This window comes from Limibacillus halophilus (assembly GCF_014191775.1).
Taxonomy (GTDB): domain Bacteria; phylum Pseudomonadota; class Alphaproteobacteria; order Kiloniellales; family CECT-8803; genus Limibacillus; species Limibacillus halophilus.
This window is the reverse complement of sequence record NZ_JACHXA010000009.1, coordinates 132,326-150,105: the sequence shown is the minus strand read 5'-3', so window position 1 is coordinate 150,105 and position 17,780 is coordinate 132,326. Positions and strand designations below refer to the sequence as shown.

General features: G+C 57.7%; 18 protein-coding genes and 1 tRNA gene. 8 read left to right on the top strand and 11 right to left on the bottom strand.

What is annotated here, in order from left to right; genetic code table 11:
* Positions 1 to 67: 67 nt before the first annotated feature.
* From FHR98_RS14655 to FHR98_RS14640, 4 genes are all read right to left on the bottom strand, one after another.
* Entirely contained in the window at positions 68 to 652 is a 585-nt protein-coding gene (locus FHR98_RS14655; protein ID WP_183417476.1) for a hypothetical protein, read from the bottom strand.
* The gene (locus FHR98_RS14650; RefSeq protein ID WP_183417475.1) at positions 642 to 1,718 is read right to left on the bottom strand and encodes a tyrosine-type recombinase/integrase; all 1,077 of its coding nucleotides are present in this window, start codon (positions 1,716 to 1,718) and stop codon (positions 642 to 644) included. Before FHR98_RS14650 ends, FHR98_RS14655 begins: the two co-directional genes overlap by 11 nt.
* A gap of 134 nt (positions 1,719 to 1,852) precedes the next feature.
* Positions 1,853 to 1,929, bottom strand: a tRNA-Arg gene (locus FHR98_RS14645).
* A gap of 243 nt (positions 1,930 to 2,172) precedes the next feature.
* Positions 2,173 to 3,846: a formate--tetrahydrofolate ligase gene (locus FHR98_RS14640; protein WP_183417474.1), complete on the bottom strand. Its 1,674-nt coding sequence runs from the start codon at positions 3,844 to 3,846 to the stop codon at positions 2,173 to 2,175.
* 226 nt (positions 3,847 to 4,072) lie between these two features.
* Between FHR98_RS14640 and gpt the strand changes: the two genes are divergently transcribed.
* A complete protein-coding gene (gene gpt, locus FHR98_RS14635) occupies positions 4,073 to 4,555 on the top strand; it encodes a xanthine phosphoribosyltransferase (protein ID WP_183417473.1) in 483 nt (160 codons plus the stop codon).
* Here the strand turns inward: gpt and panC are convergent.
* From panC to FHR98_RS14620, 3 genes are all read right to left on the bottom strand, one after another.
* On the bottom strand, positions 4,552 to 5,421 hold the full coding sequence (panC, locus tag FHR98_RS14630; RefSeq protein ID WP_183417472.1) for a pantoate--beta-alanine ligase: 870 nt from the start codon (positions 5,419 to 5,421) through the stop codon (positions 4,552 to 4,554). The two genes, gpt and panC, sit on opposite strands and share 4 nt — an antisense overlap.
* 109 nt (positions 5,422 to 5,530) lie before the next feature.
* Positions 5,531 to 6,283, bottom strand: a complete 753-nt coding sequence (locus FHR98_RS14625) for a Crp/Fnr family transcriptional regulator (RefSeq protein WP_183417471.1) — start codon at positions 6,281 to 6,283, stop codon at positions 5,531 to 5,533.
* An 86-nt stretch (positions 6,284 to 6,369) separates the two neighbouring features.
* Positions 6,370 to 7,788, bottom strand: coding sequence for a sensor histidine kinase (locus FHR98_RS14620; RefSeq protein WP_183417470.1), 1,419 nt, complete (start codon positions 7,786 to 7,788; stop codon positions 6,370 to 6,372).
* 220 nt (positions 7,789 to 8,008) lie between these two features.
* Here FHR98_RS14620 and FHR98_RS14615 point away from each other — a divergent pair, with 220 nt between their 5' ends.
* On the top strand, positions 8,009 to 8,287 hold the full coding sequence (locus FHR98_RS14615; protein WP_183417469.1) for a hypothetical protein: 279 nt from the start codon (positions 8,009 to 8,011) through the stop codon (positions 8,285 to 8,287).
* Between the two features lie 143 nt (positions 8,288 to 8,430).
* Here FHR98_RS14615 and FHR98_RS14610 read toward each other — a convergent pair whose 3' ends face one another.
* The 3 genes from FHR98_RS14610 to FHR98_RS14600 form a co-directional block, all read right to left on the bottom strand.
* Complete coding sequence (locus tag FHR98_RS14610) at positions 8,431 to 9,876, bottom strand: dihydrolipoyl dehydrogenase family protein (protein ID WP_183417468.1); 1,446 nt, start codon at positions 9,874 to 9,876, stop codon at positions 8,431 to 8,433.
* A 91-nt stretch (positions 9,877 to 9,967) separates the two neighbouring features.
* Positions 9,968 to 10,708 (bottom strand): TVP38/TMEM64 family protein, encoded by a 741-nt coding sequence (locus tag FHR98_RS14605; RefSeq protein ID WP_322091266.1) that lies wholly within the window; start codon positions 10,706 to 10,708, stop codon positions 9,968 to 9,970.
* 254 nt (positions 10,709 to 10,962) lie between these two features.
* Positions 10,963 to 11,850: a DMT family transporter gene (locus FHR98_RS14600; RefSeq protein ID WP_183417466.1), complete on the bottom strand. Its 888-nt coding sequence runs from the start codon at positions 11,848 to 11,850 to the stop codon at positions 10,963 to 10,965.
* 487 nt (positions 11,851 to 12,337) lie between these two features.
* Here FHR98_RS14600 and rpmH point away from each other — a divergent pair, with 487 nt between their 5' ends.
* Genes rpmH through argB form a run of 6 tightly spaced genes read left to right on the top strand, consistent with a single transcriptional unit; the run spans position 12,338 to position 16,663 of the window.
* The gene (gene rpmH / locus FHR98_RS14595) at positions 12,338 to 12,472 is read left to right on the top strand and encodes a 50S ribosomal protein L34 (protein ID WP_183417465.1); all 135 of its coding nucleotides are present in this window, start codon (positions 12,338 to 12,340) and stop codon (positions 12,470 to 12,472) included.
* A 3-nt stretch (positions 12,473 to 12,475) separates the two neighbouring features.
* A complete protein-coding gene (rnpA, locus tag FHR98_RS14590) occupies positions 12,476 to 12,886 on the top strand; it encodes a ribonuclease P protein component (protein ID WP_183417464.1) in 411 nt (136 codons plus the stop codon).
* Complete coding sequence (yidD, locus tag FHR98_RS14585; RefSeq protein ID WP_183417463.1) at positions 12,883 to 13,221, top strand: membrane protein insertion efficiency factor YidD; 339 nt, start codon at positions 12,883 to 12,885, stop codon at positions 13,219 to 13,221. Before rnpA ends, yidD begins: the two co-directional genes overlap by 4 nt.
* 6 nt (positions 13,222 to 13,227) lie before the next feature.
* Positions 13,228 to 15,009, top strand: a complete 1,782-nt coding sequence (gene yidC / locus FHR98_RS14580; protein WP_183417462.1) for a membrane protein insertase YidC — start codon at positions 13,228 to 13,230, stop codon at positions 15,007 to 15,009.
* The gene (gene yihA / locus FHR98_RS14575) at positions 15,009 to 15,704 is read left to right on the top strand and encodes a ribosome biogenesis GTP-binding protein YihA/YsxC (protein ID WP_183417461.1); all 696 of its coding nucleotides are present in this window, start codon (positions 15,009 to 15,011) and stop codon (positions 15,702 to 15,704) included. Before yidC ends, yihA begins: the two co-directional genes overlap by 1 nt.
* Positions 15,705 to 15,748: 44 nt before the next feature.
* Entirely contained in the window at positions 15,749 to 16,663 is a 915-nt protein-coding gene (gene argB / locus FHR98_RS14570) for an acetylglutamate kinase (RefSeq protein ID WP_183417460.1), read from the top strand.
* 1 nt (position 16,664) lies between these two features.
* On the opposite strand, the gene FHR98_RS14565 is transcribed toward argB, so the two are convergent.
* Positions 16,665 to 17,780, bottom strand: a complete 1,116-nt coding sequence (locus FHR98_RS14565) for a DNA recombination protein RmuC (RefSeq protein ID WP_183417459.1) — start codon at positions 17,778 to 17,780, stop codon at positions 16,665 to 16,667.

Sequence of the window (17,780 nt, the reverse complement as noted above, 5' to 3'; positions counted from 1 at the left end):
TTTCGTGGGAGGAACGAAGATGGAGTACTCGCCAACTGAGAAAAATTGACAAAAAAACTGATCCGGATCAGTTTTCTTCGAGCGTGGTTAGCACCTCTTCTAGATCAAATGCCGGATCCCCAGAGTTAAGTTGTTTCGGAGGGCGCCCTACTTTGCATAGACCGTGGCCTCGGAGCCATTTGCGAATAGTATTCTCGCTCCTCGGCGCAAGGAAGGACGAATTAGCTTGTGATAACACTCTTGCCATCCTCGCAGCAGGCAAATTTGGTTTGTCTTTCCAGAGTGCCATTGCAGCCGCCACGTAGGTTTCCTTGACCTGCGCATTGCTTTCTACGTGACCGGCGTTGGCATGGGCTGCATCATAAATTCGGCGAACTTCACGGCTCACATAATGATCGTGCGTCTCAAGACTTCTCATCAAGGTACCGGGAGAGAATTTCGGATTCTTCGCATCACCATCAACGGCTATGAGCAAACCCTTCTTATACTGCTTCTTGAGCCAAAAATAGGTACGGGAGACTACGTCACTTGAATTTGGATTGATCTTCGCTGGCTCTGATTCTGGATCTTTCATGTGCACGAGATGCGCACCTTCCCGTAGCGTCCATGTCGCTTTAGTCACTTGCAATATGAATGCCTTGCTAGCCGTCAAGCTCCAATTCTCCTAACAGTGACGCATTCATGCCCGCGACTACTTTTGATAGGTGTGACGGCGAGAGGTGAGCGTATCTCTTTGTCATCTCTAAAGTGGAATGACCCAGAATCTCTGCAATCTCAAACGCAGTGGCTCCGCTCATTGCTAAATAACTCGCAGCCGTGTGACGCAGGTCGTGAAATCTAAAATCCTCAATGCATGCTCGAGCGAGGGCTCCCTGCCATGCCAGCTTAATGTCCTGCACATGCCCCCCTTTTCCGTTCGTAAACACATACGGTTCCCCATTGCACCTCTCATTCCATAGGTCCCGCAAAATTGTGAGCGCCTTACCGGTAACCGGGACTGACCTCCGTCGCCCACTCTTGGTTTTCTGAAACACAATCTGTCCCTTATCGACATCGAAGTCGTCCCACGGAAGCGACAACAGTTCCATTTTTCGGGCACCGGTTGAGAGAGCCAGGACTACGAGAGGATACAGAACTGAGCTTTTGCTTTCCTTGCAGGCTTTGAGCAACGAAAATGCTTCGTCTTTACGGAGATACCTGACGCGGCCATCAGGTTCCGGCAGTTTCTTCAATGCGCTGAATGGAGAAGACTCGATCCATCGCCACTCTCGGATGGCAACTGCAAACACGTGACGTAGCGCCGACATATATCGATTGACGCTCGAAGGCGCTAGCGTTCCCACACTTCTGCTCGGCTTGCTGAGCAATTTGCCGCGGGTCTCGACAAGGACCTCAGGTCTGACATCAGCTAAGACCCGTGACCCGATTTCTGATTTCCACCAGAGAAGCTGCTGACGCTGCGTCTCAAGCGATCTTGGTTTGTGGGGGAGAACCTCTTCTATATAGCGATCAATGGCCTTCGCGACGGTGACGCGCTTTGCATGAGATGTCGGAAAATGCTTTCCGTACCGGATCTGATACTCCTTGTCGTGAGCCCACTTCACAGCATCGGTCTTGCGCAAGAATGTGGCGGTCTGCGTAGGCGCACCTTTCACTCGCACGACAGCCCGGTACGAAATCTTCCCCTTGCTAGAAACCCGTTTTTGAATGCTGGCCAACCACACACTCCGTTGCCGGTGACCTCTACATAGAGGTTATCCGGATTTGCCCTGGTTTGCCAATTATGAATGCACCATGAGTGCACCATAAACAACGCTCTGGAGTTGTATTTTAGGCTAAGTTATTGAAAAGATGGCGCGCCCGGGAAGACTCGAACTCCCAACCTTCTGATCCGTAGTCAGACGCTCTATCCAATTGAGCTACGGGCGCTTAGCCACGAGGGGCGGAACTGCAAAAACAAAACCTGTTCCGCTGCCGTCAGAAGCCGCGGAGTGATAGCAGAAGGGATTAGCCCCTGCAAGGGTCAAAGACCGCTTTTTCGCCCCTTCCCGTCCTATGCCTGCCGTTACCTTTGCCAGGGTGGGGGGACTAAAAAGAAAGCGGCCCTGCCTGATCCTCCAAAGAGTCCCGGCAGAGCCGCTGCCTTGCAACAACAGACTTTTCAGCGAACGCCTAGAACAGACCCTCGATCTGGCCGTTGGCATCCAGCTTGATGTTATGGGCGGAGGGTACACGCGGCAGGCCCGGCATGGTCATGATCTCGCCACAGATGGCAACGACGAATCCCGCCCCCGCCGAAAGACGGAGCTCCCGCACCGGAACCACATGCCCGGATGGTGCGCCTTTCAGGTTGGGATCGGTCGAGAAGGAGTACTGAGTCTTGGCCATGCAGACCGGCAGGTCTCCATAGCCCATATCCTCAAGTTCCTTGAAGCGATTGCGAACTGCCTTGTCGGCAATGATGTCGCTGGCGCCGTAGAGCCTGGTAGCGATGGTCTTAACCTTGTCCCAAAGCGGCATGTCATCAGGATAGATCGGCGAGAAATTGGCGGTCTGGCTATCGACAACCCGCACAACCTCGTGCGCCAGCTCCTCGGTGCCCTTCGATCCCTCGGCCCAGTGGTTGCAGAGAATAGCCTTGGCGCCCTGTGTCTTGGCGACCTCTTGTACAGCTGCAACCTCGGCATCCGTATCCGCGGAGAAACGATTGATCGCAACCACCACCGGCACGCCGAATGACTTCACGTTCGCCAGATGGCGCGCAAGGTTCGAACAACCCTTCTTTACGGCCTCGACATTCTCCTGGCCCAGGTTTTCCTTCGCAACGCCGCCGTGCATCTTGAGGGCACGGATGGTCGCCACGACAACGGCGGCTGCCGGCTTCAAGCCTGCCTTACGGCATTTGATATCAAAGAATTTCTCGGCGCCCAGATCGGCACCGAATCCGGCTTCCGTCACCACATAATCGGCCAGCTTGAGCGCCGTCCGGGTGGCAATAACAGAGTTGCAACCATGGGCAATGTTGGCGAAGGGTCCGCCGTGGATGAAAGCTGGGTTGTTTTCCAAGGTCTGCACAAGGTTCGGCGAGATGGCATCCTTCAACAACACAGCCATGGGGCCCGGCGCCATCAAATCGCCCGCTGTCACCGGCGATTTGTCGCGGCGCTGCGCGACCACGATCCGCGACAGGCGCTCGGTCAGGTCGTTGAGGTCCTTGGCGAGGCAGAAAATTGCCATGACTTCGGACGCCACAACGATATCGAAGCCGTCTTCTCGCGGGAAGCCGTTGGAAACGCCGCCCAGGGAACTGACGATCGAACGCAGCGAGCGGTCGTTCATGTCCACCACCCGGCGCCACGACACCCGGCGCAGGTCGATACCGAGCTCGTTACCCCAATAGATGTGGTTATCGATCAGCGCGGACAGCAGGTTGTGGGCGATGCCTATGGCATGGAAGTCGCCGGTAAAGTGGAGGTTGATATCCTCCATCGGCACAACCTGGGCATAGCCGCCGCCAGCGGCGCCACCCTTCATGCCGAAGCAAGGCCCCTGGCTTGGCTCGCGTAAACAGATCGCCGCCTTCTTGCCGATGCGATTGAGGCCATCTCCCAGGCCCACGGTGGTGGTGGTCTTGCCTTCACCCGCCGGGGTTGGCGTAATCGCCGTTACCAGGATCAGCTTGCCATCGGGCTTGCTGTCCAGGGAGTTGATGAAATCAAAGGAAAGCTTGCCCTTGTAGGGGCCGTACTGCAGCACCTGATCGGCGGGAATACCCAATTTGCTGCCGATTTCGGTGATCGGTTGCATCGTCGCTTCACGTGCGATTTCGATATCGCTCTTGGCCATGGTCTCTTTCCCTTCATCGAATCCTTGCGCCAAACATAAAGGGCGGGCCATTAGCACCCGCCCGGCACTTCGCTGTGGTTGTCACAGGGCGCGACATTCCCTTCTTGCCTGCAAGCGGCGTTCGCACGCCTGTTAGCGCTTACCCAAGACGACATCTCCTCTTGCCTTTACCCGCGCCAATCGTGAAAAAGAAGCTATCCGGTCACAACAGAGAGGAGCCAGCATCGTGAATGAATCAGCAGCGCCCAATAAAACCTTCCCGGTTTCCTGGGAAGAGCTTCACCGCCATTCAAAGGCTCTCGCTTGGCGACTGCTGGAGACCCTCAATCCCGTTGGGATCGTAGCCGTCACGCGCGGCGGATTGGTGCCTGCCGCCATCGTGGCCCGCGAGCTTGACGTTCGCTTGATCGACACCCTTTGCATTGCCAGCTACGACGACCAGAAGCAGGGCGATCTAACTGTGTTGAAGGGCATCGAAGGCGATGGCGAGGGATGGCTGATCGTTGATGACCTGGTGGATACGGGCAAAACCGCGCGCGCGGTACGGGCGATGCTGCCAAAAGCCCATTTTGCAACTGTTTACGCCAAGCCGGCCGGGCGTCCTCTCGTGGACAGTTTCGTTACGGAAGTCAGCCAGGATACCTGGATTCTGTTCCCCTGGGACACGGAACCCATGTCGGTACCGCCGATCGTCAGCCGCAAAGGCTAGTCGCCTCGACCTTCCGGCTGACGATCGATGACCGGGAGATTATCGATCAAGCGCACCGCACCCAGCCAAGCCGCGGCAAACAGTCGGCTCGGCCGGTCTGCCCGTTCCAAAGGCCGTAGCAGGTTGGAATCTCTGAGTTCCAGGTACTCAACCCGCTCGAATCCGGCTGCCGAAAGACTTTTGCGCCCAGCCTCGAGCACGGGCTCTGCGGCAGTCGTCCCATCGGCCAGTTGCACCGCCATCTCCGTTAAAACTGCAAACAGTTTCGGCGCAGCCCGGCGTTGCTGGTCCGTCAACAGCCGATTGCGTGAAGACATGGCGAGGCCGTCGGGCTCCCGGACTGTTTCGACCGGAACAATGGTAGCGGGAATATCGAGGTCGCGCGTAACCCGTTCTATGACCCGAAGCTGTTGAAAGTCCTTCTCGCCAAAATAGGCCCTGTCGGGCAAGCATTGCAGTAGAAGCTTGCTGACCACGGTAGCAACGCCACCGAAATGTCCGGGCCTATGCGCCCCGCAGAGGCCCTCGCTCAAGGCGGCTACCATCACACCGGTCGAGAAATGCTCAGGATACATTTCCTCGACAAGCGGCCCGTAGAGGACCTGTACGCCGGCCGTTACCAGTTTCTCCCGGTCCGCCGCTTCGTCCCGTGGGTAGCTGGCAAGATCACCTGGCCGGTCAAACTGCAGCGGATTGACGAAGATAGACACTACGACACGGTCGCAATCTTCAAAGGCTCGCCTGACCAATTGTAGGTGCCCCGCATGCAGAGCGCCCATTGTCGGCACTAAGCCAACCGTAAGACCTGCGGCACGCCAATCCGAGACTCGCGCGCGCAATTCCGCCACTCTCCGAATTGTTTCCAATCCCTCTGGCTCCTGCCTGCTTGTTAAGTGTCGTCCTTATCCCTGGACCAAGCGTGCAGAGCCTAGGTGAAGGCAAGGTTGGGGGCAACCGCTGCTTAACTGGCTGCGATTACATTCCCTCGGCAATATCCTCAAGCTGGTCGATATCGCAAAGCTCTACCAGTCCGCCCGCCAGCAAACGAATCATCTGCGATGATTTCAACTGCGTGAAGGTGCGGCTTACCGTTTCTGTCGTAAGCCCAAGAAAATCGCCGATATCATTGCGGCTCATCGGCAGATGGATCGGATTATCCTGCAACCCGCGCTTACGATAGCGACTGGAAAGGCGCAACAGGAACGACGCTATCTTTTCCTTTGCAGTCTTCCGACCCAGCAGCAGCATCTGTTCCTGCGCAGCCGCCAGTTCATGGCTCGCCACCATCAACATCTGCCGCTCGACGGCCGGGAAATTATCGAGCATCGCTTCAAACTTCTGTCGAGGAAAGCAGCAAAGACGCGCATCCGTAACGGCCTCGGCGCTATAGGCATAGCGCTCCTCGTTCGCCAAACCCAAAAAGTCACCCGCGATCAGAAACCCTGTGACCTGACGGCGACCGTCCGGCAAAAGTTTGTAGATCTTAACAACTCCCGAGGTCACGTTGAAAACATGCTTGGCGAGATCGCCTTCGTCGAACACTGCATTCGCAGGTTCAAAATGCCTGCGCTTCATAATGGTGGAAAACTCCGCCAGCTCTGCCGGGTTGAGCGGCGCGCAGACCGTCAAGTGACGAACAGCGCAGGCGACACAAGGTGCGGAACTCCGATCAGGACGCGGGCGCGCCTGTTCAAGATTGCGTACGAACCTGACATCGAACGGCGGCATTTTGCGCTTTTGTGTCCTTTGATATCGTCAGTTCTCGACCCTAGCCCAGATGCGGACGAAGCGCTACCCGAGCTTAGAAAGCGCCTTCAAGCGGCGTTCTCCTTGCGTTGGACCTCACGCAACGGAATCTCGATCCTAAAACGCGACCCTTCGGCTCCCGTGGACGCCAGTGCCAGCCGCCCGCCATGTGCGCGGACAAGGTCGTTTGCAATGCACAAGCCAAGGCCAACACCCCCCCGCCGCGCCGAACTCTCAAACGGTTTGAAGATGTTTTCCAGCGCGCGAGGCGGAAGCCCGGGTCCGTCGTCCACGACATCGATGGAAAGCCGTCTGTCGCTGCTCTCACAACGTACTGTCACCACCCCTGCCCCCGCTTCGAAGGCGTTGTTTCCTAGGTTGTGCAGAACTCTGTACAGCTGCTCGCGGTCTGCTTCCAACTCCAACCCCTCCGGCACCTCGTTGTTCCAGATACGATGCTGCGTCTCATCGGCCAGTAATCCCTGCCCCACTTCGTCGATTAAGCCGCGCAATGGAAAGTCTTCAAATTGAGGTCGAGGCGGCTTTTCGGTCGTGTAATCCAATGTTTGCAGGCACAGATTGACCGCACGATCGATCGCAGAGAGCAGTGTCGGCGCGACGCGCTTCACCGCAGGATCGTCGATGTCCGCCAGCCTGTCTGATACCAAACGAGCAGTCGCCAGAATGTTTCTGAGGTCGTGAGTGATCTTGGAGACCGCCGTCCCCAGCGCCGCCAAACGGGTTTTTTGCGTCAGCGTATCGCGCAACACCTCTTGCATGCGTGCAAGCTCACGTTGCGCCAAACCTACTTCGTCAGAGCGATCCGAGGCACGGATCAGGCTGTGTCCGTCCTCTGGATCCCGGCGAAAAGCAATCATGCTTTCCGTGATACGGCGCATCGGCATCACCATCAGCAACTGCAGGCTCAAATAAACCAAAGCCGCTGTGATCAAGGAGATGATCAAGGAAAGTGCGAGGATACGTTGCGAGAATCCCAACATGGCTTCACGCAGCGGCGATTGGTGCATCACCACCTCAACGATCGCATCCCGATCCTTGGGCGAAGGCCCCATGACCCGAATTAAGCGATCTCCTTCACTGGTCAGCACCATGAAGGCATCCCGGATCAACATAAAGAAACCTTGGCTGCTCAGGTCATAACTGTCGTCTATCGGCGGCAGTTGGCTATCCATCAACATGAGCTTGCCGGCGCCGGGCTTGGACAGCGCGATACTGCGCGCACCCACATGCGACAGAAGCTCGCGCTGCAGGTCGGGACCGACCATGAAGTCCGGTGCGGCTTCCAGGGTCAAGATCGCCAAATGCGCCGCACTCAGCTTCTCTTGAAGGTAGGTCAACCTGAATCGACCTATGGAAGGCGCGTAAATGAATACCTCCGACAGCATCACAAAGAAGATGGTCAGAATCAGCAGGCGTGCCGACAGCCCTCGCAGCAGCGACGGCAATTTGTAGCGCTTGGTCTTCATCCCGACTTTATAGCACGAGAAAAAAGAAAAAGCGCCGCCCGGGGAATGCTTGAGCGGCGCTTTTTCTCGATTGGTGAACGCTGACGCCTTGGAAGAACCCCAGAGGGAGAGGGAGAGAGTGGGATACCCTTCTGAGCGTCAGCGTTCTAGGCCGATAATTCCGGCCGTTCTGTTACCTGCAGACTGTTAGTTCTTCTTAGCTGCACAGGGATTGCAGGGATTGCAAGCCTTAGCCGCACAAGGATTGCAGGGATTGCAAGCCTTGGCCGCACAAGGATTGCAGGGATTGCAAGCCTTGGCCGCACAGGGATTGCAGGGATTGCAAGCCTTAGCCGCACAGGGATTGCAGGGGTTGCAACCGGAAGCAAGCTGGACTGAATTATCGAACACCTTGGCGGCGGCGGCGGGCAACACGGCGGCGCCTGTCGCCAGAGTGGCTACACTGAGAGCTACAACTGTCTTCTTGAACATGGGTATTCCTCGCTACTGCAATTGCTAGGTTCGGAATTTTTTTCACTGGATCCAAACCGTATCCTACCTGGGATAATGCGCAGTGGCGGGGTGATAAGCCACTCACGTTCACAGATAAAATGTCAACTTTCTGTGAGAGCAAACCCTTGTATTTCTGCCAATTTCCGCGCTTTAGCCGAGCTTCAGCAGCAGCCTCACCAACCACTTCGTACGCTCACTGAAAAGCTTGGGTGTGTAATAGGACCCGGTCGCCCTTTTGGTGACCTCTCCGAATGTTGGATAAGGGGCGATCATGCCCACCATGTCCTTCACCGAAAGCTTTTTGTGAAGTGCCAGCACCCAAGGATAGATCGCCTCACCGGCGTGGGCACCAACGATGGTACAGCCGAGTATTCGGCCTTTCGGAGTGGTGATGGCCTTCAGCAATCCGGCCGTCTGCCGCTCGCTTTGCGCCCGGTCATTCTCGGCAAAGGGCCAGCGCAGCACCTGCACGGTCAAGCCCTGATCGTCAGCCATTTTCTCAGTCAAGCCGACATGCGCCAGTTCCGGGTCGCTGTAAGTGACCCAAGGCAGCGCGCTGTAGTCGGTCCTGGCGGGCAAGCGAAAGAGGAAGGAGCGGATGAAAAGACTGGCGTGATAACTCGCCACATGGGTGAATTGTGGACCGCCAGCCACGTCCCCCACCGCATAGATCTTACGGTTGCTGGTCCGCAATCCGGCATCAACCTTGACGCCGGCACGGTGAAATTCGACGCCGGCCTTCTCCAGATCAAGCCCCTGGATCGAAGGCGTGCGGCCGGCCGCGACCAATAAGTGACTGCCCTGTAGCTGCTCGGTCGCGCCGTCCTGGCGCTCGACCTCCACAGTTACGCCGCCATTCTTGAATGGGCTCTCGACCGGTGAAGAGACGCGCGTAACTTTTGCACCTTCGTGCAAAAACACTCCGTCCTTTCGCAACGATTGACGCACGACATCGGCGGCCTCCGGGTCATCCTTGGGCAAAAGCGATGCCATCTCGACAATGGAAACCTGCGTGCCGAGGCGCGCGAAAGCCTGGCTCAACTCACATCCGATAGGGCCTCCACCCATCACGATGAGATGCTCCGGCTGTTCCTGAAGATCGAAAAGCGTTTCGTTCGTTAGAAAGGGCACATCCGCAAGACCCTCGATCGGCGGGACCATGGGTTTGGATCCGGTGGCGATCACGAAACGCTTGGCGGTGATCTCCTGCTCTCCGGCCACAACCCGGTCCTTATCGACGAACCGCGCCCATTCGCGGATGACCGTGACGCCCAAGCCCTCGAAACGTTCTTGTGAATCGACAGGAGCGATACCCGCGATCACGTCCTTCACATGGGCCATGACGCCTGCAAAATCGACCTCCGGCTTGGTGTAGGTGATACCGAACTTGGCGGCCTCCGCGCCGCTATGGGCAGCCTTGGCGGCGGCCAGCAACGCTTTTGAGGGAACGCAACCCACGTTCAGGCAATCGCCGCCCATCTCGCCCGCTTCTATCAGTGCGGTGCGTGCGCCCAGTTGGGATGCCCCTGCCGCGATCGATAGACCTGCGGCCCCGGCACCTATGACACAGATGTCAAACTCCAATGGCTTTGACATATCCTCTCCCGCCGATACGTGAAAATTGAGATTAAACTTACTTGGGTCCCTTTTGGAGCGCCCTTAGCAGGCGTTCGGCTTGGAGATCCGATCAGCCCTTGTCCCGCCGCGCCTTAATCTTACGGTAGGCGACCGGCAGCAGTGAAAGCAGCGACAACCCGATCAGCGGCATAAATATTTCCAGATTGAAGATAATACCCAGGTCCGGCGTCCGGCCCTGCGCGAGAAGCGTACCCAAGCCTGCACCGACAGAGGCATACACGAAGGTTCCCGGTATGATGCCCAACAACGTGCCGATGAAATAGGTGCGCAGCGGCACTTCCAGTAGCGCCGGCACGATGTTCACAAGCCAGAAAGGGAACAACGGAATCAGGCGTAGGACCAGCAGATAGCTCAAGGCATTCTCCTGAAAGCCCCGCTCCATACGCAGTAGCGCGCCACCGGCCTTTTTACGGAACAGATCGCCAAGCGCCGTGCGGGCTGCCAAAAATACCAGACAGGCGCCAATGGTGGCTCCAAGGACGGTTGCCGTTCCACCGATCAGGGTACCAAACAAGTAACCGCCGACCAGGGTCATGATGGTGCCGCCTGGAATCGAAAAAGCAACCACCAGGATGTAGGCCGCGGAATAGATCAGGAAGGAAGCAATCGCGTTATCCGAAACCTGCTGGATCAACCATTCATTATGATCTACCAACGCATTCCAAGACAGATACTCGTCCAGCCCGGCGGCAAAGAACGCGACAAATCCGGCCGCCAGCAACAGCAACGGCAGGAACCGCTGGAAGAGTGTTTTCTTCGCAACTGGCTGTAACGTTGCATCGCTGGTCACAGTTTCTTCCTCTCGCACGTTCGATCCATCCTCGCATGGTCCATCGAATGCTGCTCCAACAGCATCGCTCCCTGGCTCGTTGCACGCAAACAAATGTCGGAAGCCCTTGCTCCCGACAGACTGCTCGGCAAGAGGTTCCTCGTGCCTCGCACACTCGCCCCGATGGCAAACTGCTATGTAGCACCGCCGCCTATCACAACCCATTCACCTTAGAGTGAGCTTTTGTGGGGGCTGCAGTTCGGAAGCCCGACACTTCAAGCCGCTATTTTCGGTGAACTTGCTTTGGGCGCCGTGAACACAAGAACGGCGCCAAGAAGCGCCAGGCCAACACCGAGTCCTGTCGTGAGGCTCCAGACCAAGCCCTCGAACACCGTCGAGGTTGCCAGGGCTACCAGCGGGAAAAGCACCGTTGCGTAAGAAGCCCGGATCGGTCCCCAGCGCGTGATGAGATTGAGATAGGCAATGAAGGCGACAACAGATGCGCCGACAGCCAGATAGACAAGTGAGCTCAGATAGGTGGCGGAAAAATCGATAGGTAGCGCGTCGTGTCGATACAAACTGATCGCGGCCGTTAGCAACCCGCCATAAAGCATCCCCCACGCCATTCCGTTCAGTAGGTCGATATCGCGTCTTACCCGGATCGAAACGAAATTGCCCAGCGAAAAGGAATACGTGCCGGCCAGGGTCAGGGCCAACCCAATCCAGCTATCCTTACCGCCGATTGCCTGCGCATCGACACTGAAGAGGCAGGCGATGCCCAGAACTCCGACAAACGATCCGAACACAACCTGAAGAGAGGGTATCTGTCTCAGAAAAATCAAACTGTTGATTGAGCCGAATATGGCCGCACAAGCGAAGATCACGGATACGACCCCGCTGGCGACATAAGAAGTCGCCGCATAGATGAATAAGAAATTACCGCTGAAGAGAAACAACCCCAAAAGGACGACCCAGCCTTGGGCGGCAAAGGGGATCTTGCGCAGTTTCCCCGACACCGCCAACCCCAGAAACATGAGACCGCTGGCCAACAGGAACCGCCAGGCCACCGAGGCCTCGATGGGCGTTGTCCCCAATTGAAGCGCGATCGCGTACCAAGAAAATCCCCAGGTTGTAACGACGATCAGCAAAAGAGCGACGGGCATGCGATCAGCCCCCCATTTATAGCCGCATGAAGGCAATCCGTCGCCTTGCACGATACAACCAACGGGCCATTTAGGCGCTCGACGGAAATCAAAACCCTTGTATTCCGAGTTGGCCTTTATGGACAAGTGGTTGCAGGGAAAATCAACGCCGAGAGAACCGCTATGACTGAGTCCCCAATTGCGTAGGCGCGACCGTGCGCGGGTCTCTGTCCGATTGCGGGTTGGCGACAAGCCTCCTATCTGAGCGGTGGCTGTCGCACGGGAACCTTCCAGGGGTGATTCTCCTCTAGGAGCCGCCTCCCATATCTTGCGCGATAGAGCTTGTATCCGCAGCACGGCAACGATAGGTTTCCCGTCGCCGTGGCAAGTAGTCTTTGCGAAAACAAGGTTAGGCGTCGTTGACAGATGGCGCAGGCATGCTTATACAGCCCCGGCAAAGTTAATCGGCTAACGGGCCGATGAGACCAATCTAGAACGGAGAAGACAAGTGAAGCGCACCTTTCAGCCAAGTGTGCTGGTCCGCAAGCGCCGCCATGGATTCCGCGCGCGCAAGGCTACCGTCGGTGGTCGCCGCGTACTCGCGCAGCGCCGTGCGAGGGGTCGTAAGCGCCTGTCCGCCTGAGTCATGTCGGCGGATCTGGCGCGCGCGACCAAACTGGGTCGCCTGACCAAGCGGTCGGAATTTCTTAGCGTCGCCGCCAGCGGTCTGAAATGGGTCACGCCGGGCTTGATCCTTCAGGCCAAACGGCGTCCTACAGCACCGCTTCGGGACCAGGAGGACCGCGACGTGCCTGCCGCAGATTCCATCCGAGTGGGTTACACAGCCAGCCGCAAGGTCGGTTCGGCTGTTGTGCGCAACCGCGCCCGACGACGGCTGCGCGCCGCCGTTTCGGCTGTACTGCCCGATCATGCCGCACCCGGCACCGACTACGTACTCATCGCGCGGCACTCTACGCCCTCGCGCAACTTTACCGAATTACTGTCTGACCTGACGGCGGCTCTGTGTCGCTTGAAAGAGCGGGAGGCGCGCAAATGACGCGCATCCTGGGTCTGCCATTCAAGTGGCTCGCGATTGGGCTGATCTATTTTTACCGCTATTGCCTTTCGGCATTGTTGATGCCGCGTTGCCGTTACCTTCCAACCTGTTCCGAGTACGCCCTCGACGCCATCAGGCATCATGGCGCTATGCACGGCGGTTGGCTGGCTGTAAAACGCATTGCCCGCTGTCATCCCATGGGTGGCTCGGGCTACGACCCTGTCCCAAAAATCCCGGGACAAGACAGAATCCAACCACACACCCACACCGTGGACTGTGGAGGGGCCTGTCATGACGAAAAGGGTGATATGAACGCCAGGTTGCTCGGGAGCTGACATCGGATGGACCAGAAGAACATCATCATCGCAATAACCCTGTCCGTTGCGATTCTATTGGGTTTTCAGTTTTTTTATGAAGTGCCGCGCCTGAAAGAGCAGCAACAACTGGCCGCGCAGCAAGCCGCTCAGCAACCGCAGGGTGACGCCATCATTCCGCAGCCCGGCAGCGGAACCGGAACCGGCGATTCCGTGGCAGCGCCCGGATCCGACGCGGCGACAACGCTCCAGAACAAGACGCGCGACGAGCTGTTGGAGGAAGACCCCAGAGTGAAGATTTCTTCTCCACAGCTCTCCGGCTCCATCCGTCTGCGCGGCGGGCGTCTGGATGACTTGGTTTTGCTGAACTATCGCGAGGAAATTGCTCCGGAGAGCCCCAAGATCAGGCTGCTCAACCCGGTAGGCGGCGGCGAGGGCTATTTTGCCGACCTCGGCTGGGCGCCGAGCGACCCGGCGGTTAAGGTTCCCGGCGCGGACACGCTGTGGCAGGCCGAGGGCGGACCCTTGGCGCCCGGCCAAGACGTCAAACTGAGCTGGAACAACGGCGGAGGTCTGACATTCGAGCGCATCTATTCGCTGAGCGACAACTACCTGTTCACGGTCAAGCAGCGCGTCACCAACGATAGCGCCACACCTGTTTCCTTGGCGCCCTACGGATTGATTTCCCGTCGCGGCACGCCGGAAACGCTTGGCTTTTATATTCTACACGAAGGTCTGTTGGGCGTGTTCGACGGGACTTTGAAAGAGGTCGACTACAGCGATCTCGCCGACGACGGGCGCATCGAGCAAGACACCACGGGTGGTTGGATCGGCATCACCGACAAATACTGGCTTGTGGCTCTTTTGCCCGATCAGGAACGTAAACTGGGTACGCGCTTCGTCTATGACGGCACGGGGCCGCTGCCTAAATATCAGACGGATTATATCTGGGAGCAGCAAGAGGTTGCCGCCGGGTCGAGCCTGGAGACCACGAACCGGATATTCGCGGGCGCCAAGCGAGTCGTTCTCCTCGACCAAATTCGCGACAAATACAATGTCGCAGGATTGGATCGCGCTGTCGATTTCGGATGGTTTTACTTCCTGACCAAGCCGATTTTCTACGTGATGCATTTCTTCAACGACCTGTTGGGCAACTTCGGCCTTGCCATTATGGCGCTGACGGTCTGCATCAAGCTGGTCTTCTTCCCGCTCGCCAACAAGTCCTATAAATCCATGGCGAAGATGCGCAAGCTGACCCCCGAACTCACGGAGTTGCGGGAGCGCTACAGCGGAGACAAGACCAAGCTGAATACCGAAATGATGCAGCTTTATAAGAAGGAGAAGGTCAATCCCCTCTCCGGCTGCCTGCCGATCTTGATCCAGATTCCTGTGTTCTTTGCGCTCTACAAGGTGATCTTCGTCACAATCGAAATGCGCCACGCCCCCTTCTTTGGCTGGATTCAGGACCTCTCGGCCAAGGATCCTACATCGATCTTCAATCTCTTCGGACTGCTGCCCTATGACATCCCGAATTTGGGCCCGTTGGAGATTCTCAGTCTCGGCATCTGGCCTCTTGTGATGGGCTTCACCATGTGGTTCCAGCAGCGCCTGAATCCGCCGCCGCCCGACAAAACGCAGGCCATGATCTTCCAGTTGATGCCGATCTTCTTCACCTTCATCCTGGCAGGCTTCCCTGCCGGACTGGTGATCTACTGGACCTGGAACAACTCCCTGTCGATCTTGCAGCAGGTGGTGATCATGAAGCGCCAGGGCGTGCCGATCGGGCGCATGCCGACCAAGAAAACCTGATGGAAGAGGTCCCGCCCGTTCCCAGCCCGCAGCCCGAGGAACCGAGCGAGGAGTCGCTCGCCTTTGGCCGCTGGCTATTCGCGCAGGACTGTCAGTTCATCATGGCGGCAGCCGATTTAAACCAGCTGCCGCTTGCCGATCTTCCGGAGATCGCCTTCGCGGGTCGGTCCAATGTCGGCAAGTCGAGTCTGGTGAACGCCTTGACCGGCCGCAGCACCCTGGCGCGCGCCTCAAACACCCCCGGGCGCACTCAGCAGCTCATCTTCTTCGATCTCGGCACCCAACTGCGCTTAGTGGATTTACCGGGCTACGGTTATGCCAAAGCAGGCAAGTCCGCGATCCGCCAGTGGACGCGCTTGACCCGCGCATTCTTGAAAGGTCGCGCCAGTCTCATGCGGGTTTGTCTGCTGGTCGATGCCCGTCATGGAATCAAGGATAGCGATCGCGAGGTCATGAAGGAGCTTGATGATGCGGCGGTTTCCTATCAAATCATCCTGACCAAGGCCGACAAGACGAAAGCCAGCGAGCAGGCTGCCTTGCTTGAGGCAACAGCCAAGGAAGCTCGGGGTCATGTTGCCGCGCACCCGGAGATTATGCTGACCTCGGCGCAAGAAAATTGGGGAATCGACCGGCTTCGCGCTAGTCTGTCATCATTCGCGCAAGGCGCGCCTCGCAACGACGGACCAACGACTTGATCGGCAGGGATCGAGTGCGTGCGGTGAGGAGGACACCAGGGACCATGACAACGACCCCGAAAAGCTTCAGTGAAACCAAACATTGGCTGCGCACCGCGGAGACCATCACCGAAGCGTTGCCCTTCATGCGCCGCTACACCGGGCGCACCTGTGTCATCAAATACGGCGGTCACGCCATGGGCGATGCAGAATTGTCCCGAATCTTCGCGCGCGATGTAGTGCTGCTGAAACAAATCGGCATCAACCCCATCGTGGTTCACGGCGGCGGCCCACAGATCGGTGCGATGCTCGAACGCCTGGCGGTCAAAAGCGAGTTCGTCGATGGTCTTCGCGTCACCGATCAAGCGACGGTCGAGATCGTCGAGATGGTCCTTTCCGGTTCAATCAATAAATCGATCGTCCAGGCGATCAACGAAGCCGGCGGCACGGCGATCGGGCTTTCCGGTAAGGACGGTAACCTGATCAAAGCCAGCAAGCTCAGGCGCACCAAGCATGACCCGGAGTCAAACATCGAGAAAATTCTGGACTTGGGTTTCGTGGGTGAACCGCAGGAGGTCAACCCGCATATCCTCATGGAGCTCGAACAGGACGACATGATCCCGGTCATCGCCCCTATCGGCGCAGGCGTGAACGGCGAAACCTACAACATCAACGCTGACACCGTCGCCGGCGCGGTCGCTGCCGCGATGGGGGCCGTTCGCCTGTTGCTGTTGACTGACGTGATTGGTGTTCTGGATAAGAACAAGGAGCTGATCTCCGATTTGACGGTGGAGGACGTAAAACGCCTGCAATCGGACGGCACTATTTCGGGCGGCATGATCCCGAAGCTGGAAACCTGCACCATGGCCGTCGAAAACGGCGTCGACGCAGCGGTCATCCTGGACGGCCGCCTGCCCCATGCCATGCTACTGGAGATCTTCACCGATCGCGGTATCGGAACCCTCATCCGACGGGAGTAGTTCAGGTTTCACCCGCCTTACCGCCGCCCGCCAAAGGCGGCGCCAGCGTGGGCTTGCCATCCTTATCCGGGTCTTCAAGCTGCAGTTCGCCGATCTTGCTGCTGCGGCTGGAAATCTTGCCCGAAGAAACCTCTATGTCCCGAATATCGCTGTTCGCAGAATCGAAATGCTTGCGAAGCTTGGCCACGCGTTCGTCCAGGCGTTCGATGTCCTTCGACAGGGTCATAACTTCCCGCTGAATGACATGGGCCTGCTCGCGCATGCGCACGTCCTTGAGAACCGCGCGCACGGTATTCAAGGTCGCCATGAGCGTCGTGGGTGATACGATCCAGACGCGGCGGCTGTAGGACTCTTCGACGACCCCGCGGAAGTTGGCGTGGAGTTCTGCATAGACCGCCTCGGAGGGCAGGAACATTAGCGCCGATTCGGCCGTCTCCCCGGGAATGATGTACTTCTCCGCGATGGCGGTGATATGACGGCGCACGTCATCGCGAAAGCGCCTGCTCGCTTGGAGTTTAGCCGCTTCATCGCCGGCGGACCGCAACGCCTCGTAACTTTCCAGCGGAAATTTAGCATCGATGCCGATAGGCCCGGGCGGATTGGGAAGCTGCAGCAGGCAATCAACCCTGACACCGGTCGAAAGCGGCGTTTGGAACCCATAGGACGACGGCGGCAGTATGGCGCTGACCAGGTCCTTGAGCTGCACTTCCCCGAATGCCCCGCGCGCCTGCTTGTTTGAAAGAATGTCCTGCAGCGACACCACATCCTTGGACAACTCCGTGATGTTCTGTTGCGCCTTGTCGATCACCACGAGACGCTCACGCAATTCGCCCAACGTCTTCTGCTGTGTCGTGGACTGCTCCTGCAAGCGGTCACTCACCCGCTTCCCAAAATCCGTCAGTCGCTGCTCGACCATTTGCGACAACACTCGTTCCTGGCCCTGTAGGCGCTCGGCAATCTGGTTCTGGCTGACCGCCAACCCCTCGGCCATCTGTGCCAGACGGCCGGAAAGCTCCGCGGATTCGGGCACGTCGCTCCGGCGGGCGTTAAGAAGCCATCCCCCCAGCAACCCCGCCACGACGGCCAGCAGGATGACGCCCAAAGTCATGATATCCAT